This window comes from Rhizobium sp. CC-YZS058 (assembly GCF_034720595.1).
Classification (GTDB): domain Bacteria; phylum Pseudomonadota; class Alphaproteobacteria; order Rhizobiales; family Rhizobiaceae; genus Ferranicluibacter.
In genome coordinates this window covers 3,642,337-3,658,882 of the sequence record NZ_JAYESJ010000001.1, presented here as the reverse complement: position 1 = coordinate 3,658,882, position 16,546 = coordinate 3,642,337, and the positions used below count along the sequence as shown (strand labels likewise).

At 66.3% G+C, this 16,546-nt stretch carries 19 protein-coding genes; 7 read left to right on the top strand and 12 right to left on the bottom strand.

The features are described 5' to 3' along the window. Window positions 1-25: 25 nt before the first annotated feature. From U8330_RS17505 to sdhC, 4 genes are read right to left on the bottom strand one after another with little or no spacing between them, the layout of a single operon-like run. Window positions 26-259 carry a hypothetical protein gene (locus U8330_RS17505; RefSeq protein WP_323106521.1) on the bottom strand — a complete coding sequence of 78 codons (234 nt, stop codon included), beginning with the start codon at window positions 257-259 and terminating at the stop codon, window positions 26-28. A gap of 41 nt (window positions 260-300) precedes the next feature. Next, complete coding sequence (gene sdhA, locus U8330_RS17500) at window positions 301-2,142, bottom strand: succinate dehydrogenase flavoprotein subunit (RefSeq protein WP_323106519.1); 1,842 nt, start codon at window positions 2,140-2,142, stop codon at window positions 301-303. A gap of 4 nt (window positions 2,143-2,146) precedes the next feature. Next, on the bottom strand, window positions 2,147-2,527 hold the full coding sequence (sdhD, locus tag U8330_RS17495) for a succinate dehydrogenase, hydrophobic membrane anchor protein (protein WP_323106518.1): 381 nt from the start codon (window positions 2,525-2,527) through the stop codon (window positions 2,147-2,149). A 13-nt stretch (window positions 2,528-2,540) separates the two neighbouring features. Continuing rightward, window positions 2,541-2,933 (bottom strand): succinate dehydrogenase, cytochrome b556 subunit, encoded by a 393-nt coding sequence (gene sdhC, locus U8330_RS17490; protein ID WP_323106517.1) that lies wholly within the window; start codon window positions 2,931-2,933, stop codon window positions 2,541-2,543. Window positions 2,934-3,226: 293 nt separating this feature from the next. Here sdhC and U8330_RS17485 point away from each other — a divergent pair, with 293 nt between their 5' ends. Beyond that, a complete protein-coding gene (locus U8330_RS17485; RefSeq protein WP_323106516.1) occupies window positions 3,227-3,898 on the top strand; it encodes a hypothetical protein in 672 nt (223 codons plus the stop codon). On the opposite strand, the gene U8330_RS17480 is transcribed toward U8330_RS17485, so the two are convergent. The 5 genes from U8330_RS17480 to tsaD are packed head-to-tail and all read right to left on the bottom strand — an operon-like array spanning window position 3,854 to window position 7,406. Then, complete coding sequence (locus tag U8330_RS17480) at window positions 3,854-4,540, bottom strand: methyltransferase (protein WP_323107340.1); 687 nt, start codon at window positions 4,538-4,540, stop codon at window positions 3,854-3,856. The two genes, U8330_RS17485 and U8330_RS17480, sit on opposite strands and share 45 nt — an antisense overlap. 8 nt (window positions 4,541-4,548) lie before the next feature. Continuing rightward, the gene (locus tag U8330_RS17475; RefSeq protein ID WP_323106515.1) at window positions 4,549-4,989 is read right to left on the bottom strand and encodes an EVE domain-containing protein; all 441 of its coding nucleotides are present in this window, start codon (window positions 4,987-4,989) and stop codon (window positions 4,549-4,551) included. A 5-nt stretch (window positions 4,990-4,994) separates the two neighbouring features. Then, window positions 4,995-5,300, bottom strand: coding sequence for a YciI-like protein (locus U8330_RS17470; protein WP_323106514.1), 306 nt, complete (start codon window positions 5,298-5,300; stop codon window positions 4,995-4,997). Between the two features lie 19 nt (window positions 5,301-5,319). After that, on the bottom strand, window positions 5,320-6,312 hold the full coding sequence (locus tag U8330_RS17465) for an NAD(P)H-dependent glycerol-3-phosphate dehydrogenase (protein ID WP_323106513.1): 993 nt from the start codon (window positions 6,310-6,312) through the stop codon (window positions 5,320-5,322). Then, window positions 6,309-7,406, bottom strand: a complete 1,098-nt coding sequence (gene tsaD / locus U8330_RS17460) for a tRNA (adenosine(37)-N6)-threonylcarbamoyltransferase complex transferase subunit TsaD (RefSeq protein ID WP_323106512.1) — start codon at window positions 7,404-7,406, stop codon at window positions 6,309-6,311. Before tsaD ends, U8330_RS17465 begins: the two co-directional genes overlap by 4 nt. A gap of 60 nt (window positions 7,407-7,466) precedes the next feature. Between tsaD and hemC the strand changes: the two genes are divergently transcribed. From hemC to U8330_RS17435, 5 genes are all read left to right on the top strand, one after another. Continuing rightward, window positions 7,467-8,396 (top strand): hydroxymethylbilane synthase, encoded by a 930-nt coding sequence (gene hemC, locus U8330_RS17455; protein ID WP_323106511.1) that lies wholly within the window; start codon window positions 7,467-7,469, stop codon window positions 8,394-8,396. Window positions 8,397-8,400: 4 nt separating this feature from the next. Next, on the top strand, window positions 8,401-9,102 hold the full coding sequence (locus U8330_RS17450; protein WP_323106510.1) for a uroporphyrinogen-III synthase: 702 nt from the start codon (window positions 8,401-8,403) through the stop codon (window positions 9,100-9,102). Between the two features lie 85 nt (window positions 9,103-9,187). Continuing rightward, window positions 9,188-10,732, top strand: a complete 1,545-nt coding sequence (locus tag U8330_RS17445; protein ID WP_323106509.1) for a COG4223 family protein — start codon at window positions 9,188-9,190, stop codon at window positions 10,730-10,732. 10 nt (window positions 10,733-10,742) lie between these two features. Next, window positions 10,743-12,560 carry a heme biosynthesis protein HemY gene (locus tag U8330_RS17440; RefSeq protein WP_323106508.1) on the top strand — a complete coding sequence of 606 codons (1,818 nt, stop codon included), beginning with the start codon at window positions 10,743-10,745 and terminating at the stop codon, window positions 12,558-12,560. Window positions 12,561-12,689: 129 nt separating this feature from the next. Further along, a complete protein-coding gene (locus tag U8330_RS17435) occupies window positions 12,690-13,166 on the top strand; it encodes a TerB family tellurite resistance protein (protein WP_323106507.1) in 477 nt (158 codons plus the stop codon). A gap of 32 nt (window positions 13,167-13,198) precedes the next feature. Here U8330_RS17435 and U8330_RS17430 read toward each other — a convergent pair whose 3' ends face one another. Next, entirely contained in the window at window positions 13,199-14,440 is a 1,242-nt protein-coding gene (locus U8330_RS17430; RefSeq protein WP_323106506.1) for an MFS transporter, read from the bottom strand. Between the two features lie 218 nt (window positions 14,441-14,658). Here U8330_RS17430 and U8330_RS17425 point away from each other — a divergent pair, with 218 nt between their 5' ends. Continuing rightward, on the top strand, window positions 14,659-14,958 hold the full coding sequence (locus U8330_RS17425; RefSeq protein WP_323106504.1) for a YggT family protein: 300 nt from the start codon (window positions 14,659-14,661) through the stop codon (window positions 14,956-14,958). A gap of 101 nt (window positions 14,959-15,059) precedes the next feature. Here the strand turns inward: U8330_RS17425 and U8330_RS17420 are convergent, their stop codons facing one another. Both U8330_RS17420 and U8330_RS17415 read right to left on the bottom strand, forming a co-directional pair. Then, complete coding sequence (locus U8330_RS17420; RefSeq protein WP_323106503.1) at window positions 15,060-15,827, bottom strand: amino acid ABC transporter ATP-binding protein; 768 nt, start codon at window positions 15,825-15,827, stop codon at window positions 15,060-15,062. Then, on the bottom strand, window positions 15,824-16,540 hold the full coding sequence (locus U8330_RS17415; RefSeq protein WP_323106502.1) for an amino acid ABC transporter permease: 717 nt from the start codon (window positions 16,538-16,540) through the stop codon (window positions 15,824-15,826). The genes U8330_RS17420 and U8330_RS17415 overlap by 4 nt, the downstream gene beginning before the upstream one ends. Between the last annotated feature and the right edge of the window lie 6 nt (window positions 16,541-16,546).

Sequence of the window (16,546 nt, the reverse complement as noted above, 5' to 3'; positions counted from 1 at the left end):
AAGCGGGCAACGGCATCCGCCAATGTCACCGTGCGCGGTCTTCGCGCAGCATCTCGAGCGAGTCGGTCTGCTGAACGTCTCTGGGCGTCATCGCCGTAATGCGAATTGAAGCTTCGTAGAGAGTCTCCTCCCGCGGCTTCTCAACGCCTTTCCTGAGCAGCTCGATAACCTCATCCTCGACCGAATGGTTCTGCAAACGCGCCCGCTTCTCAATCAGCACCAGCAATGCCTCATCAAGTGTGATGCGCATGTCGCCCATGATGCTTGTCCTCAATCAATCGGTCCTTGCCGTCTACCTGTTCAATAAACCCGAGCCTTCGGCGCGATCTTCTGCGGATCGATGCCCTCGGCGATCAGCTCCGTGTGCACCGGGCGATAGTCGAGCTTTACGGTGCCCGAGTCGTCCACCCAGGACAGCGTGTGCTTGCGCCAGTTCTCGTCGTCGCGGCCGGCGAAGGGGCCGGTCGTGAAGTCTTCGCGGGCATGCGAGCCACGGCTCTCCTTGCGCGCTTCCGCGCCGTAGATCGTGGTGATTGCATTGGCCATCAGATTGTGCAGCTCCAGCGTTTCCACAAGGTCGGAGTTCCAGATCATCGAACGGTCGGTGACCTTGATGTCGGGCATTTCCTTCCAGATCGCGTCCATGCGGCGGCAGCCGCTTTCGAGCGATTCCTGGGTGCGGAACACGGCGGCGTCTTCCTGCATCGTGCGCTGCATCTTTTCGCGCAGCACCGCCGTCGGCGTGCTGCCGCTCGAGTGGCGCAGACCGTCAAAGCGAGCCATGATCCGGTCACAGGCGGCCGTATCAAGCGTCGGCACGGCGCTGGCCCGGTCGATCACCTCCGCGGCACGGATCGCCGCGGCGCGGCCGAAGACCACGAGGTCGATCAGCGAGTTCGAGCCGAGGCGGTTGGCGCCGTGCACCGAGGCGCAGCCGGCTTCGCCGACCGCCATCAGGCCGGGCGCGATACGTTCCGGATTGGCGCCATCGGCGTTCAGCACCTCGCCCCAGAAATTGGTGGGAATGCCGCCCATATTGTAATGCACGGTTGGCAGGACCGGGATCGGCTCGCGCGTCACGTCGACGCCGGCGAAGATCTTAGCGCTTTCGGAAATGCCGGGCAGGCGCTCATGCAGGACGGCCGGGTCGAGATGGTCGAGATGCAGGAAGATGTGGTCCTTGCTCTTGCCGACGCCGCGGCCTTCGCGGATTTCCATCGTCATGCAGCGCGAGACGACATCGCGCGAGGCGAGATCCTTCGCGGAGGGCGCGTAGCGCTCCATAAAGCGCTCGCCTTCGGAATTGACGAGATAGCCGCCTTCGCCGCGCGCGCCTTCGGTGATCAGGCAGCCGGCGCCATAGATGCCGGTCGGGTGGAACTGGACGAATTCCATGTCCTGCAGCGGCAGGCCGGCGCGCGCGATCATGCCGCCGCCATCGCCGGTGCAGGTATGGGCGGAGGTGGCCGAGAAGTAGGCGCGGCCATAGCCGCCGGTCGCCAGAACCACCATCTTGGCGCTGAAGCGGTGGATCGAGCCATCATCCAGGCACCAGGCGACAACGCCGGTGCAGCGGCCATCCGGCGCCATGATCAGATCGAGCGCGAAGTATTCGATGAAGAACTCGGCATTGTTGCGCAGCGACTGGCCGTAGAGCGTGTGCAGGATCGCGTGGCCCGTGCGGTCGGCGGCGGCGCAGGTGCGCTGCACCGGCGGGCCTTCGCCATAGTTCTGCATGTGGCCGCCGAAGGGGCGCTGATAGATCTTGCCTTCCTCGTTGCGCGAGAAGGGGACGCCGTAATGCTCGAGCTCATAGACCGCCTTGGGCGCTTCCATGGCGAGATATTGCATGGCGTCGACATCGCCCAGCCAGTCGGAGCCCTTGACGGTGTCGTAGAGGTGCCACTGCCAGCAGTCGGGCGTCATGTTGGTCAGCGAGGCGGCGATGCCGCCCTGTGCCGCGACCGTATGCGAGCGGGTGGGGAAGACCTTGGTGATGCAGGCCGTCTTGAAGCCCTGCTCGGCCATGCCGAGCGTGGCCCGCAGCCCGGCGCCGCCGGCGCCGACGACGATCACGTCATAGGAATGGTCGACATAGGTGTAGGCCTTGCCGTTCAGAGCCGGCGATGAAGTCGATGCCATGGGTTTATCCTGCAAAGGCGACCTTGAGGATGGCGAAGAGACAGAGGCCGCCAACCACGATCGGGAAGAATGTGTTGAGGATGAGGAGGACGACCTTGATGCCCTCGGCGTGGACATAGTCCTCGATGATGACCTGCATGCCGATGCGCATATGGATCAGCGCGGAGAGCACGACCAGGCCCATGACCACCGCCACGAAGGGGTTGGAGAGCGAGGCGATCAGCTCCGGATAGGGCGCGCCGGCATGGGTGAGCAGGAAGAGGATGAAGAAGGTGATCAGCGGCACATTGGCGACGCCCGTCAGGCGCTGGCGCCAGAAATGCTCGGTGCCTTCCCTGGCGGAGCCGAGGCCGCGGACCTTGCCGAGTGGTGTACGCATATCCATGGGTCGCGCCTCCTCAGCGGATGATGTAGCCGACGATCCAGAGCAGGATCGTCACGGTGATGGAGCCGACCGCATTGGCAATGGCGAGTTTGGTCGAGAATTCCTTCTCGTAGCCATAACCGAGGTCCCACATGAAATGGCGCAAGCCACCGAACATGTGATGCACCAGCGCCCAGGTATAGCCGAACAGGATCAGCTGGCCGATGATCGAGCCGAAGAACCAGCTTGCCCACTCGTAATAGGCGGGGCCGCTCGCCGCAGCGATCAGCCACCAGGCAACCAGTATCGTGCCGAAATAGAGCGCGCCGCCGGTGATGCGATGCACAATCGACATGACCATGGTCGGGATCGGCTTGTAGATCTGCAGATGCGGCGAAAGCGGCCGATTTTTGGTGACATTCGTCATCGGAACCTCACGGAAAGGCCAGCGGCTTTCGAAGACGATGATGAAAGGCGCCAGCATGCGCGGACGTCGCGCGACATTGTGGTTGACCCGGAGCTTTACTGAGGGACGGGACCCTTCACAAGTCTGTTTGCGCTGCGACAGGAAATTAATCGATTAGACGAAAATCTCATCTGCTGGACCCTTTTCGAGCATTAAGCATGCGGCGGGAAAGCACCCCTTGAGCCCGTGACTTTGCGCCGATGCTGGTCCAGATTACGCGTTAAGATATCATTAGGATCTTAACGGAGCGGGACATGCGAAAATTTGTCACAGTCGCCATGGCCAAAGCCGCGGTTCTCAGTCTGGTTCTGTGTCTGGGAGGCGGCGGCGCGGTGGACGCGTCCGATCTCGACGGCGTGCGTCTGATCGGCCGTTCGCATCACGCGACCTCGCATGGCCCGAGCCTTCGCAGCGACCAGCGCTTCCGGTTCTCGGACCGTCGGTTCCACCGAAGCCGGGTCGAGGCGAGGAGCGCGAGCCGGGATGGTGTCTATGACCTGCGCTCGCGCGACCGCTACGGCCGCTATGCCGACCGCCGGGACGATGGACGCTCCTTCGACCGCCGGGACTGGCCGCCGGAATATCGCGAGGGCAGCTGGCGCTGGTCGAACCGGGACGTTCGCCGTCGGGTGCCCGTTGGCGGCTATGACGGCTTCAGCAATGATGGCATCTATGACGGCTACCAGGGCTGGTATGGCGATGGCAGCGATTATCCGAGCGTCATTCCGGGGCGCGGCGCCTATGCGGGTGGTGTCCGAGCCTGGGTGGAGCCCGGCAATGGCAGCTATTTCTCGATCCAGCGCTACGGCGAGGATGGGTCGATCACCTACAGCAACCGGCGGCGTGGCGCGCAGATCATCGATGCGCGGCGCGACAACCGGTCATGTTCGTTCGAGGCCGGTGTCTGCGTCATCCGCGGCCGGTAGACCGAAGCGCCAGACCGTCGTGCGCTTGATCTCGCTGTCCTCCAGCGCCCGGGTCACCGCGACTTCGTAGGTGGCGAGCGGCTGCATGCGCTGGCGGGGGCAATAGGCGCGTCCCGGATCGCCGACGAGCACCGGAATGCCCGTCCGAACGAGCGCCTCGAACCACGGGATCAGCCGGTCGGCGAAGCTGCGGTCGTAGAAGACATCGCCGGCGAGCAGCAGGTCGGCTGCAAGCGGCAGGCCGAGAACATCCTCGCTGTGGCGTTCGACCGTCACGCCGTTGAGATCGGCATTGAGCGCGATCGCGGCATGGGCGTAAGGGTCGATATCGACGGCGTTGACCGATGCTGCGCCCGCCTTGAGCGCGGCGATCGCCACCAGCCCCGAACCGGAGGCGAAATCGACCACGCGCTTTCCCCGCACATGCTGCGGATGGTCCAGAACGAAGCGGGCAAGGCCCTGGCCACCGGCCCAGGCGAAAGCCCAGAACGGCGGCGGAAGGCCGATCGCTTCCAGCTCCTCCTCCGTCTTCAGCCAGAGATCATGCGCCTCGCTGGCCAGATGCAGCCGGATTTCCGGGACATGCGGCGGCGCGCTCGGGCTCGTATGTTCGAGGATGAAGCGCTCGGGGTCGGTCTTCAAGGGGGGCGTCAGGCTTTGGGGCTGGGTGGGATGTCGAGCCCACCCATCCTGCAGATCTCCAGCCATTCCGCCTCCGTGACCGCCTGAACCGAAAGCCGCATGGAGGTGACGAGCTGCATGTCCTTCAGGGCCGGATTGGCCTTGATCGCCTTCAGCGTCACAGGCACGGGCATGTCGCAGACCGCGCGGATGTCGACACAGTCCCAGCGCGCATCGCCTTCGGCGGTGGAGTCCGGGTGGCTCAGGGCACAGACTTCTGTGATGCCGACGATCTCCAGCCCCTCGTTGGAGTGGTAGAAGAAACCAAGGTCGCCGATCGTCATGGCGCGCATGTTATTGCGCGCCAGATAGTTGCGGACACCGGTCCACTCCGTGCCCGCCTTGCCCGCGTCCTTCTGCATGGCCCAGGACCATTTGAAGGGCTCGGATTTGTAGAGCCAGTAGGCCATGGCCCTCAGGCTCCCTTGCCGGCGTCGGGCTTGTTGAAGGTCCAGTTCCAGGCCTTGACCTCGACTGCGGCAAACAGGTCGGCCTTGGCATAGGGGTCTTCGGCGAAGATGGCGCGCGCCTCCTCCAGCGTCTCGGCCTCGACGATCACCAGACTGCCGGTGGGCTTGCCGTCTTCGCCGAGGAACGGGCCGGCGAGCGCCAGCATGCCCCTGGCGTTCAGCGCGTCCAGAAACGCAACATGGGCAGGGCGAGTGTCGAGGCGGATCTGAAGCGCGTTCGGCTTGTCGGTGCACAGTGCGGCGTAGAGCATGGCGAAATCCTCTTCTGGTCTATTCCTGGGTCAAAGGACGGGACATCAGCTGTTCCAGCGCGCGGCGCACATCCAGCTCGCCCTCGATGATGGCCGCCACGGCGGCCGTCAACGGCATGTCGATCCCGAGCTCTCGAGCCTGGGCGGCCGCAACGGCGGCTGCGAGCGCGCCTTCCACGAGTTCGCCGGTGGCAGGGCCCATGCCGCCATTGCGGCCGATGGCGATGCCATAGCGCAGATTGCGCGACTGATGGCTGGTCGCAGTCAGAACGAGATCGCCGAGGCCGGACAGGCCACGCACGGTGTCGCCCCGTCCGCCGCTGGCCTCGACGAGGCGGGAAAGCTCGGCAAGGCCGCGGGCGATCATCGCGGCGCGGGCCGAGTCGCCGAGCCCGGCGCCCTCGACGATGCCGCAGGCAATGGCCAGAACATTCTTCAGCGCGCCGCCGAGCTGCACGCCTGTCCGGTCGTCGGACGGGTAGAGACGGAAGGTCGGGCCGGAGAGGAGGGCAGCGAGCCTTGAAGCGCGCTCCGTCCCGTCAGAGGCCAACACCATGGCCGTCGGCAGGCCGCGGGCGATATCGGCAGCAAAGCCGGGCCCGGAGAGCACGGAGACGGCGCGGCCAGGCAAGAGCTCCTCAACGAGGCTGGTCAGCAGCCGCCCCGTTTCCCGCTCCAGCCCCTTGGCGCAGATGATCACGTCCGCATCGGAGTCGATGAAGGGCAAAAGCGCGAGCGCGGCCTCACGCTGTGCCTGCGAGGGCATGGCGAACAGGATGGTCTTCGCGCCCTCGAGAACCGTCGGATCGGGCGTGGCCTTCAGGCTGTCTGGCAAGGCGATGCCCGGCAAGGCGGCATCGCTCGTCCGCTGATCGTTGATTTCCGCGACAACGTCGGCGCGGCGAGCGAGCAGGAGCGTCTGGGCCTTGCTGCTGCGGGCTGCGACGGCGGCGAGCGCCGTGCCGAAAGCGCCGGCACCGACGACGACGATCCGCCCATCGAAGCCGTTCATGCCTTGGCTCCGCGTTTGCCGAAACCGATCAGCGTTTCCGCGGTGGAATCCAGCGGCCAGCGGGCGCGCGGCGATACGGAGAGCGGATCCGGCGCCAGTCCTGCCGCCATGCGCTCGGCCCCGGCCCAGGCGATCATCGCCGCATTGTCGGTGCAGAGCGACAGCGGCGGGGCGATGAAGCGGAAGCCGTGGCGCGCGCAGAGCTCCGACAGCGTGGCGCGCAGCATCTGATTGGCGGCAACACCGCCGGCAACCACCAGGGCCGGCCCATCGTCGGGCGCGGTCATCGTCTCGCGGAAGCGCGTCAGGCCGCGGCCGATCCGGTCCTTCAGCGTGCGGGCGATCGCCTTCTGGAACGAGGCGCAGATGTCGGCAATGTCCTGTTCGGCCACCGGCGCGATCGACTGGGCCGCCTGGCGCACCGCGGTCTTGAGGCCGGAAAAGGAAAAATCGAGGCGTGCCTCGCCGACCAGCGGCCGCGGCAAATCGAAGCGGTCGGGATTGCCGGTGGCCGCCGCGCGCTCCACGGCCGGGCCGCCCGGATAGGGCAGGCCCAGGAGCTTGGCGGTCTTGTCGAAGGCCTCGCCCAGTGCATCGTCGATGGTCGTGCCCCAGCGCTGATAGTCGCCGACGCCCCGGACCAGGATCAGCTGCGTGTGCCCGCCGGAAACGAGCAGCATCAGGTAGGGAAAGGCGATCCGGTCGGTAAGTCGCGCCGTCAGCGCATGGCCTTCCAGGTGATTGATGGCAAAAAGCGGCTTTCCACGGGCGCGGGCGATGGCCTTGCCGGTCATCAGGCCAACGATCAAACCGCCGATCAGCCCCGGTCCGCTGGTCGCCGCCACGGCGTCGATCTCGTCCAGCGTCGTCTCGGCGCGGGAAAGCGCTTCGGCGATCAGGCTGTCGAGCGCTTCCACATGGGCGCGGGCGGCGATTTCCGGCACGACGCCGCCATAATGGCTGTGCTCGTCCAGCTGGCTCAGCACGACATCGCCGATGATCTCGCCGCGGCCGTCGGCATGACGGCGCACGACTGAAGCGGCCGTCTCGTCGCAGCTCGTCTCGATGCCGAGAAGGGTGAGGGGGCGGGACATGATTGCGATGATGCTCAAAGCTCTTTACACGGGGCTTCCGGTAACAACGGATCGAATGGGATGCAAACGAAACCTTTCCGCATCGGCACCCGCGGCAGTCCGCTCGCGCTGGCGCAGGCGAGCGAGGTTCGCGCACGCCTTGTCACGGCGCTCGGCCTCTCGCCCGAGATGTTCGAGATCGTCGTTCTTTCGACGGCGGGCGACCGGATCACCGACCGGTCGCTGGCCGAGATCGGCGGCAAGGGCCTCTTCACGCAGGAGATCGAGGACCAGCTGCTGGACGGCCGGCTCGATTTCGCCGTGCACTCATCCAAGGACATGCCGACCCGCCTGTCGGAGGGGTTGATCCTCTCCGCCTATCTGCCGCGCGAGGATGTGCGCGATGCCTTTATCGGCGGTGCCGCGCCAACCCTGATGGCGCTGCCGGAAGGCGCGGTCGTCGGCTCGTCCTCGCTGCGCCGCCAGGCGCTGATCCGCCGCCTGCGGCCCGATCTCTCGGTCATCACCTATCGCGGCCTGGTGGAAACCCGTCTGCGCAAGCTGCAGGACGGCCAGGTCCACGCCACGCTGCTGGCGCTGGCCGGGCTCAAGCGGCTCAACCTTGCCGATGCCGCGACCGAAATCCTCGATCCCCGCGAATTCCCGCCTGCCCCGGCCCAAGGGGCGATCTGTATCGAGAGCCGGATGGGCGACGGACGGGTGAGCGAGCTGCTCGCCGCCGTCAACCATGCGCCGACCTTCGAAGCGGTGAGCTGCGAGCGGGCCTTCCTCTTAGCGCTCGACGGCTCCTGCCGCACGCCGATTGCCGGCCATGCGGTGAGCGAGGCGGGCCGGATCCGGTTTTCCGGCATGATCCTCACGCCCGACGGCCGCCGTCACCACACAATCGAGGCCGAGGGCGAGGCTGCCGAGGCCGAGGCGATCGGCACGGGCGCCGGCGAGGCAATTCGCACTGAAGCCGGCCCCGATTTCTTCGCCAGCTGGGGCTGACGCCATGCGCGTGCTGGTGACGCGTCCGGCGCGCGGGGCGGAGGCGACGGCCCGGGCGCTCCGCCGGCGCGGCCATGACCCGATCCTCCTGCCGCTCACCGAACCCCACTCTCTCCCTGTGTCCTGGCCGGAAAGCCAGCCGGCGGCCCTGATCGCCACCAGCGCCGAAGCCTTCGTGGCGCTCGGCGGGAACGCTGTGGCTGCCGATATCTCGTCGCTGCCCGTCTATTGTGTCGGGCGCGCGACGGCGGCGGCGGCGGCCGATGCCGGCTTCAAGGATTGCCGCATCGGCCCCGGCGATGCCGAGGGCCTGGCGGCGATGATCATGCAGGACCGACATGGAGGAGGCGCACCGCTTCTCTACCTCGCCGGCACCCCGCGCCTGCCGACGCTCGAAACCATTCTCAAATCGGCCGACGTTCCGCTGGAGGTCGTCGAAATCTATCGCATGCAGCCTGTCCTGCCTAGTGATCTCGCCGGCCGGCTGGCGGCTCTCCAGCCGGAGGCGGTGCTCTTCTATTCGCGCGAAGCGGTCCGGCTGTTTTTCGAGGCGCTGAGCGTGCCGCCTGCAATCCCTTGCGACATCTTCTGCTTGAGCCCGGCGATTGCGGCCGCCGTGCCGAAAGAGATGGGGCGTCTGCATGTTGCGCTGCGGCCGGAGGAAGGGGCGCTGCTCGACCTGCTCGATGCACACGCCGCGTCGTGAACGGTCAAATCGACGGCGAGGGTCTTTCCCTGGGGGGTGTCGGTGACTAGGTTTGTTCCGTTGACCTCATAGACAGGAAGACTGCATGGATCCGGAAAACCCGCCGCGCCGCAAAAGGCCCGAAACCGAGCCGAAGACCATCGACCTGACGGCCAATCGGCCGGACGGCGATCCTGTGGCCCCCGTCGTGCCCGACGCTGCCTCCAAGCCGGTCTCCGGCGCTACGCCAACCACCGGCTCGTCGCCGATGGATCCGCCGGCGTCCGAGCCTCTCGGCACGGGTCCCGCCACGTCGGCACCGGCCGAATTGGACGAGAAGGACAGCGCGACCGCTGCAACCGGCACGTCCGTGCCGTCTTCGCCTGCCAAGACGGCTGCCGGAGCGGCGACCTCCGAGGCGACGCTGGGCAAGACCGCCGAGGACAAGAGCGCCAAGGACAGGATCGCGGAGGAAAAGGCCACAAGCGCGCCGTCTTTTACCGGGACCGGAGCCTCTTCCGAGGCTGACCGCGCGACCGCTGCGGCCAAGTCTTCTGCCAAAGAATCATCCTCCTCCACCGCACGCCCCGCCGGCAGCAGCGCGACCTCCGCGCGCCCCGGCGCCACAGGCACCGTGGGCGGCGCATCCTCCGGCGCCGCGAGCAGCGCTTCAAGCCGCAGCGGACCGGACAGCCCTGGTTCATCGTCCGCAACCACACCGCCCGTGCGTGCGCCGTCGCGCTCCGGCGCCCTGGCAGCCGGCATTCTCGGTGGTCTCGTCGCTCTCGTCGGCGCCGGTGTTCTGCAATATGCCGGTGTCGTGCCCGCCCTCGGCCCGGCGAGCACCGCCGCAACCGACCGTGACTTTGGCGGCGAGATCGACGCGCTGAAGGCCGAGCTTCAGACCCGCTCGACCGCCCCCGCCGACACGGCGCCGCTGGAGCAGCGGATCGCCGCCCTGGAACAGACGATCGGCACGACGGGGCAGGGCGAAGCTGCCGGGCTCGAGCAGCTCAAAAGCGAGGTCGAGCAGCTGAAGGCAGGCTTGACCGAGCAGCGCCAGCAGGTGGACTCAACCACCAGCGCGCTGTCCACCCGTCTCGGCGAGGCGGAGAAGAAGCTTGAGGAACCCTCGAACGACGTGAAGCTTGCCCGCGCGGTCGCCGTCACGGCGCTGAAGACCGCGATCGACAAGGGCGGACCGTTCCTCGCCGAGCTCGATGCCTTGAAGAGCGTCTCGCCGGAAGATCCGGCCGTCGCCGGCCTTGCGGAAACGGCGAGCCGCGGCGTTCCTTCGCGCAGCGATCTGACGCGCGATTTTCCGGCCCTTGCCGACGAGATGATGGTTGCCGTGCGCGGCGCGGACCCGAACCAGAGCGTCTTTGCGCGTCTTTATGACAGCGCGGCCTCCGCGGTGCGCGTGCGGCCGGTCGGCAATGTCGAAGGCAATGATGCCGGTGCGATCATCGCCCGGATCGAGGACCGCCTGACCAATGGCGACCTGAAGGGCGCCAGCCTGGAATGGGACGGCCTGCCGCAAGTGGCCAAGGACGCCGGGCAGGACTTCAAGGCGAAACTCGACGAGCGCATCCGCGTCGAGGGTCTGATCGATGCTGCGGTGGCCGCCGGCCCCACGGCGAACCAGGGTTGAGGGAGAGGATATGATCCGCATTCTCGTATTCGCGTTGATCGTCCTTGCCCTTGGCGCAGGCTTCTCCTGGCTGGCAGACCGACCCGGCGAGCTGAGCCTGATCTGGCAGGGCCAGCGCATCGAGACCAGCCTGATGGTTGGCGCGACGATGCTGGTGGTGACGATCGCGGCGATCCTCTTCGTCGTCTGGCTGATCCGCCTCATCCTGGTTTCTCCGCAGTCGATCGCGCGGCATTTCCGGGTGCGCAAGCGCGACCGGGGCTACCAGGCCCTCTCGACCGGGCTCATTGCCGCCGGTGCCGGCGATTCCGCTCTCGCCCGCAAGATGACGACGCGGGCACGCGGCCTGCTGCGCGCCGACCAGGAGCCCCTGATCCACCTTCTGGAAGCGCAGACGGCGCTGATCGAAGGCAAGCATGACGATGCGCGGCGCAAGTTCGAGCAGATGTCGGCCGATCCCGAAACCCGTGCTCTCGGCCTGCGTGGTCTGTACCTCGAAGCCAAGCGTCTGGGCGCGGAAGAGGCTGCACGACACTATGCCGAGCAGGCGGCGGAAAAGGCTCCGCAGCTTTCCTGGGCCACGCTGGCCGCGCTCGACGAACGCAGCCGTGACGGGCATTGGGACGAGGCAATCCAGCTGATCGACCAGAGTCGCGCCAGCCAGGTCATTGCGCGCAAGGAGGCCGACCGCAAGAAGGCCGTGCTCTTGACCGCGCGTGCCAAGGAGCGGCTGAACAGCGACTTCCATCTGGCGCGCGAGGATGCTCAGGCGGCCCTGAAACTGGATCCGACACTGGTTCCTGCGGCCATCATCGTTGCCAAGGCGCTCGCCCGTGAGGACAATCTGCGCAAGGCGGCCTCGGTGCTCGAAAAGATCTGGCGCGACACGCCGCATCCGGAAATCGGCGAAACCTATGTGCGGGCCCGCAGCGGCGATTCCGCCGCCGACCGGCTGAAGCGCGCCAAACGCCTGGAAGGGCTGAAGCCCAACAATGCCGTCTCGCTGATGGTGGTGGCGCAAAGCGCGCTCGAGGCCCGCGACTTGCCGCTCGCTCGCGAAAAGGCGGAGGCGGCAGCCCGGATCCAGCCGACAGAGAGCGTGTTCCTGCTCTTGGCCGATATCGAGGAGGCGGACACCGGCGACGACGGCCGCGTGCGCCACTGGATGAACCAGGCCCTGAAGAGCCCGCGCGATCCGGCGTGGATTGCCGACGGCACGGCCTCGCCGGAATGGCTGCCGGTTTCTCCGACCACGGGTCGTCTCGACGCCTTCGAATGGAAGATGCCGGTGCATGTGCTGAGCGGTCCGATCGAGGAAGGCGGGGTGAGCCCGGGCGAGGCGGCAATCCGCAGCCTGCCGCCTGTTGCCGCCGCCCAGCGTTCGCCCGCACCGCAGCCGCCCGTTCCGCAGCCGCCCGTCTCGCCGGCAAGCCCGGTTGTCGCGGCACCGCCGGCCTCGGCTCCCGTGGCGCCCAGCCCGGTTGTTCCGCCGGCTCCCCTTGCGGCCGATCGGGCTCCGGCCTTCGATCCGCCGCCGCCCGCGCGCGAGCCTGCGCCGGGCGAGGTGGTCGCCACGACCATCGCGGTTCCGGCACCAAGCGAATCGGTCCTCGTGCCGGAAACGGTAATCGTTCCTGCGCCCGCCGCGCCGGAGCCCATGCCGGCCAAGAGCGTTGCCCCTCAGCCGGCGCCCGCCACTGTCAGGCCGCAGCCGAGCTCTGTGGAGCCGGTCAAGGAGGCAAAGCCGGTCGAACCCTTCTTCGGCCGTCCGCCGGATGATCCGGGTGTCCGCCAGCCGTCACAGAAATCAACCTTCCGGCTTTTCTAGCCTTCGATCGTCCCGCCTTGTCTCTCGGCGGGACGATGCTTTTTTGAAAAAGGGCGCTGCCGTTTCCTTTTCGGCCGCCTGCAATTCCTGCCATCTCTCCTGCCTGTCTTGCCTCATGTGAAGGACCCCATGTTCGACCGGATCCGCAGCTTCATCGACAGCCTTACCGAAGACCGGCCGCCCTTGATCGCGGAGGGCGATCCGCGCATCGCCATCATGGCGCTCTGCATTCAGGTGATGGAGGCGGACGGCCATGCGGATGCGGCGGAGAAGGCAAAGGCGAGCGCAATGATCAAGGCCCATTACGGGCTCGACGACGCCTCCCTGCAGGCGCTGATCGCCGCGGGCGAGACGGCGGAAAGCGAGGCGATCGATTTCTTCCGCTTCACCAACGAGATCAAGCGCCACTTCTCGGAGGACGAGCGGATCGATCTCGTCGGCATGCTGTGGGAGATCGTCTATGTCGACGGCGAGCGCAACGAGATGGAAGATCACGTGATCTGGCGCATCGCCGATCTCCTGGGCGTGTCCGGCCGGGACCGGATCATGAAGCGGCAGGAGGTGGAAGCCCATCTCCACGACCCGGTGCCGCATCCGGAAGGCTGAAGCCTGGACTGCCTGCGCCGGCAAACCGTCCCTTAGTGTTTGCCCTCGGGCACATCCAGCGTGTCGATCCGGCGCAGCTGCGGGAAGCCGACTGCCCAAGCGAGCGAGACGAGCAGCGTGCCCACTCCGCCAATGACGACGGCCGGAACAGCGCCAAGGCCCGATGCCATCATGCCCGCCCGAAACTCGCCGAGCTCGTTCGACGCACCCACGAACACCATGTTGACCGCATTGACCCGGCCACGCAGCGCATCCGGCGTCCAGAGCGTGATCAGCGTTTCGCGCACATAGACGGAGATCATGTCCGACGCGCCCATGAGAATGAGAGCGGCGATGGAGAGCCAGGGCGTGGCCGAGAGGCCGAAGATGATCGTTCCGAGCCCGAACAGCGCCACGCCGATAAACATCAGCACGCCGGCCCGGTGGCGGATCGGATGGGCAGCAAGCCAGACCGCCATGGCGACCGCGCCGATGCCGGGCGCCGCGCGCAGCATGCCAAGACCCCAGGGTCCGAGATCGAGGATATCGCGGGCGAAGACCGGCATCAGCGCCACCGCGCCGCCGAGGAGAACGGCGAACAGATCGAGCGAGATCGCCCCCAGCACCACCTTCTCGGCGCGGATATAGGAGAAGCCGGCGGTGATGGTCTGCCAGCTCTGGGCGCTGTGCGCGGTCTTCTGCTCGGGCTTCGGAATGGCAAAGGTCATCAGGACGCTGGCCGAGAAGAAGAGGAGCGCCACCGTATAGGGCACCGCCGGGCCGAGCGCATAGATGAGCCCGCCCGCGACCGGGCCGACGATCATCGCCGTCTGCCAGGAGGTCGAGTTCCAGGCGATCGCATTGGCGAGATCATGCGCCGGCACGAGATTGGGCGCCAGCGACTGCGAGGCCGGAGCCAGAAAGGCGCGCTCGATGCCGAAGACCACCAGGATCGCATAGACCGGGACGAGGGCGAACTGGCCGGTGAGGGTGAGCAGGAGGAGGGCTGCAGCACAAAGCGTGCTGACCAGCATGCAGACCGCCATGATCATCCGCCTGTTGTAGCGATCGGCGACCGAGCCGGTGACGAGGATCAGCAGCAGCGACGGGAGAAACTGGAACAGGCCGATCAGGCCGAGATCGAACGGATCGCGCGTCAGATCATAGATCTGCCAACCGACGGCGACGCTGATGATCTGGATGGCGAAATAGGCCAGGAAGCGTGCGAAGAAGTAGCGCCGGTAACCCACATGCCGGAAGGCGGCGAAGCGGTCACCGGAGGATGCGACGGACATTGTCTCTTGGTCTTTCCGGGCTGCGCTGCGCCCTGATTTCGGTCCTTCACGACAGCAGCCGTGCGCGGCGATTCAGGCCGGCTCGGCTGGCGGGAAGACTGCGGTTCATGAACGGGTTAACCACCCCGTCTCCTCCGGCGGCACCGTGCGGTGCGCCGCCCTTGCCGCCTTCGTCGCCAATAGCTACATGTCTGTCAACACCGAACTGGAGATCCCGTATGCTGGCTGTAATCGGCACGCTGAATTTTATCATCAATATTGCGTGGTTTCTGATCATCGCCTCGGCGATCTTTTCCTGGCTCTATGCCTTCAACGTGATCAACACCAACAATCAGGCGATCAACATGATCGGCCGCTCGCTCTACCAGCTGACCGAGCCGCTCTACCGCCCGATCCGCCGCATCCTGCCGGATATGGGTGGGGTGGACCTGTCGCCGCTGGTGGTCCTGGTCATCCTCTATTTCCTGCAGCTCTTCCTCAACACCACCATCGCTCCGGCCCTGCTCGGCTACAACTGAGGCCGTCGCGGCGAAATGGGAAACGAAAGACGGCGCGCCGCAAGGTCGCGCCGTCTTTCGTCATGGGCCGGTTGGACTGCGAGGGAAAGGGGTCTGCCCCGTCAGGCGCGGATCGAGCGGATAAAGCTTGCGAGGCGCTCGGAGGTCGGGGCTTCGAAGATCTGCTCGGGCGTGCCGGACTCAAGGATCGTTCCGTCGCAGATGAAGTGGATGCGGCTTGCCAGCCGCCGCGCGAAGGACATTTCGTGGCTGACGATGATCAGCGTCATGCCGCGCTCGGCCAGGCTGCGGATCGTTTCCAGCACGTCGGTGACCAGTTCCGGATCGAGCGCCGAGGTCGGCTCGTCGAACAGGATCAGCTTAGGGTTCATCGCCAGCGCGCGGGCGATCGCCACCCGCTGTTTCTGCCCGCCGGAGAGTTGGTCGGGATAATGATCGCGCTTGTCGGCGAGGCCCACCTGCGCCAGGGTTTCGAGCGCCTGGTCGGTCGCCTCCTTCTTCGGCCGCTTCTGCACATGGATCGGCGCCTCGATCACGTTCTGCAGCACGGTGCGGTGGGCGAAGAGGTTGAAATGCTGGAACACCATGGGCATTTCGCTGCGCGCCCGGCGCAGCGCCCGCTCGGGCGCCGTCCAGAAGCGGTGGTCGCCATCGGTGCACAGCGTATCGCCATCGAAGACGATGCGGCCGGCATCGGGCGGGGTGAGGAAATTCAGGCAGCGCAGCAGGGTGGACTTGCCGTTGCCGCTCGGACCGATGAGGAATGTCACATCGCCCTGCTGCACGGTCAGGTTCACCGAAGTGAGCACGCGGTGCGGCCCGAAGGATTTCGCCAGGCCTTCGACCTCGATGATCGCCTTGCGCGTCATGCCTGGGTCCCCGGCCGGATGCTGGGCCAGATCCGGAGCGGGAGAGGGCTGCGCCGGTGCTTCGGCGTCAGGGTCCGCTCAACGGCCACAACGAGACGCGCTGCGACGAAGCTCATGGCGAAATAGATGATGGCGACCATCATGTAGATCTCCATGCTCTGGAAGGTGTTGTTGATGAGGATCGTGCCGTGGCGCAGCAGCTCGTTGACGGCGATGAAGGAGACGAGGGAGGAATCCTTGAGGAGCGAGATGAAGTAGCCGCCGACCGTGGGAATGGCGATGCGCATGGCCTGCGGCAGGATGACCCGGCTGTAGATCATCGGCTTCGACATGCCGATGGAGATGCCTGCCTCGCGCTGCCCCTCATCGATGGAGAGGATCGCGGCGCGAAAGACCTCGGACAGGTAGGCGCCCATGTTCACGCTCAGGCCCAGAATGCCTGCCCAGAAGCCGGGCAGGCGCAGTCCCAGATGCGGGAGCGTGAAGTAGATCACCAGAAGCTGGACGATCAGCGGCACGTCCCGCCAGACTTCGACGAAGGCCCGGAGCGGCCAATCCAGCCACCAGCGGCCGGACAGCCGCCCGAGCGCCACCGCCAGGCCGAGGGCGATGCCGAGCGCCATGCTGAGGATCGAGAGCTGAAGCGTGACGACGGCGCCTTCGAGCAAATAGGGGAAGTGCTTCGGGATGAGCACGAGAAAAAAGTTGGACATTCCGGT

Bases quoted from the DNA above. Each gene is read 5' to 3' on its own strand.
- sdhD (WP_323106518.1), bottom strand. From the start codon at position 2,527: ATGGATATGCGTACACCACTCGGCAAGGTCCGCGGCCTCGGCTCCGCC.
- U8330_RS17450 (WP_323106510.1), top strand. From the start codon at position 8,401: ATGCGCGTGCTGGTGACGCGTCCGGCGCGCGGGGCGGAGGCGACGGCC.
- U8330_RS17440 (WP_323106508.1), top strand. From the start codon at position 10,743: ATGATCCGCATTCTCGTATTCGCGTTGATCGTCCTTGCCCTTGGCGCA.
- U8330_RS17470 (WP_323106514.1), bottom strand. From the start codon at position 5,300: ATGCTCTACGCCGCACTGTGCACCGACAAGCCGAACGCGCTTCAGATC.
- U8330_RS17430 (WP_323106506.1), bottom strand. From the start codon at position 14,440: ATGTCCGTCGCATCCTCCGGTGACCGCTTCGCCGCCTTCCGGCATGTG.
- U8330_RS17465 (WP_323106513.1), bottom strand. From the start codon at position 6,312: ATGAACGGCTTCGATGGGCGGATCGTCGTCGTCGGTGCCGGCGCTTTC.
- U8330_RS17475 (WP_323106515.1), bottom strand. From the start codon at position 4,989: ATGGCCTACTGGCTCTACAAATCCGAGCCCTTCAAATGGTCCTGGGCC.
- sdhA (WP_323106519.1), bottom strand. From the start codon at position 2,142: ATGGCATCGACTTCATCGCCGGCTCTGAACGGCAAGGCCTACACCTAT.
- U8330_RS17435 (WP_323106507.1), top strand. From the start codon at position 12,690: ATGTTCGACCGGATCCGCAGCTTCATCGACAGCCTTACCGAAGACCGG.
- U8330_RS17415 (WP_323106502.1), bottom strand. From the start codon at position 16,540: ATGTCCAACTTTTTTCTCGTGCTCATCCCGAAGCACTTCCCCTATTTG.
- U8330_RS17485 (WP_323106516.1), top strand. From the start codon at position 3,227: ATGCGAAAATTTGTCACAGTCGCCATGGCCAAAGCCGCGGTTCTCAGT.
- hemC (WP_323106511.1), top strand. From the start codon at position 7,467: ATGCAAACGAAACCTTTCCGCATCGGCACCCGCGGCAGTCCGCTCGCG.
- U8330_RS17445 (WP_323106509.1), top strand. From the start codon at position 9,188: ATGGATCCGGAAAACCCGCCGCGCCGCAAAAGGCCCGAAACCGAGCCG.
- U8330_RS17505 (WP_323106521.1), bottom strand. From the start codon at position 259: ATGGGCGACATGCGCATCACACTTGATGAGGCATTGCTGGTGCTGATT.
- U8330_RS17425 (WP_323106504.1), top strand. From the start codon at position 14,659: ATGCTGGCTGTAATCGGCACGCTGAATTTTATCATCAATATTGCGTGG.
- U8330_RS17420 (WP_323106503.1), bottom strand. From the start codon at position 15,827: ATGACGCGCAAGGCGATCATCGAGGTCGAAGGCCTGGCGAAATCCTTC.
- sdhC (WP_323106517.1), bottom strand. From the start codon at position 2,933: ATGACGAATGTCACCAAAAATCGGCCGCTTTCGCCGCATCTGCAGATC.
- tsaD (WP_323106512.1), bottom strand. From the start codon at position 7,406: ATGTCCCGCCCCCTCACCCTTCTCGGCATCGAGACGAGCTGCGACGAG.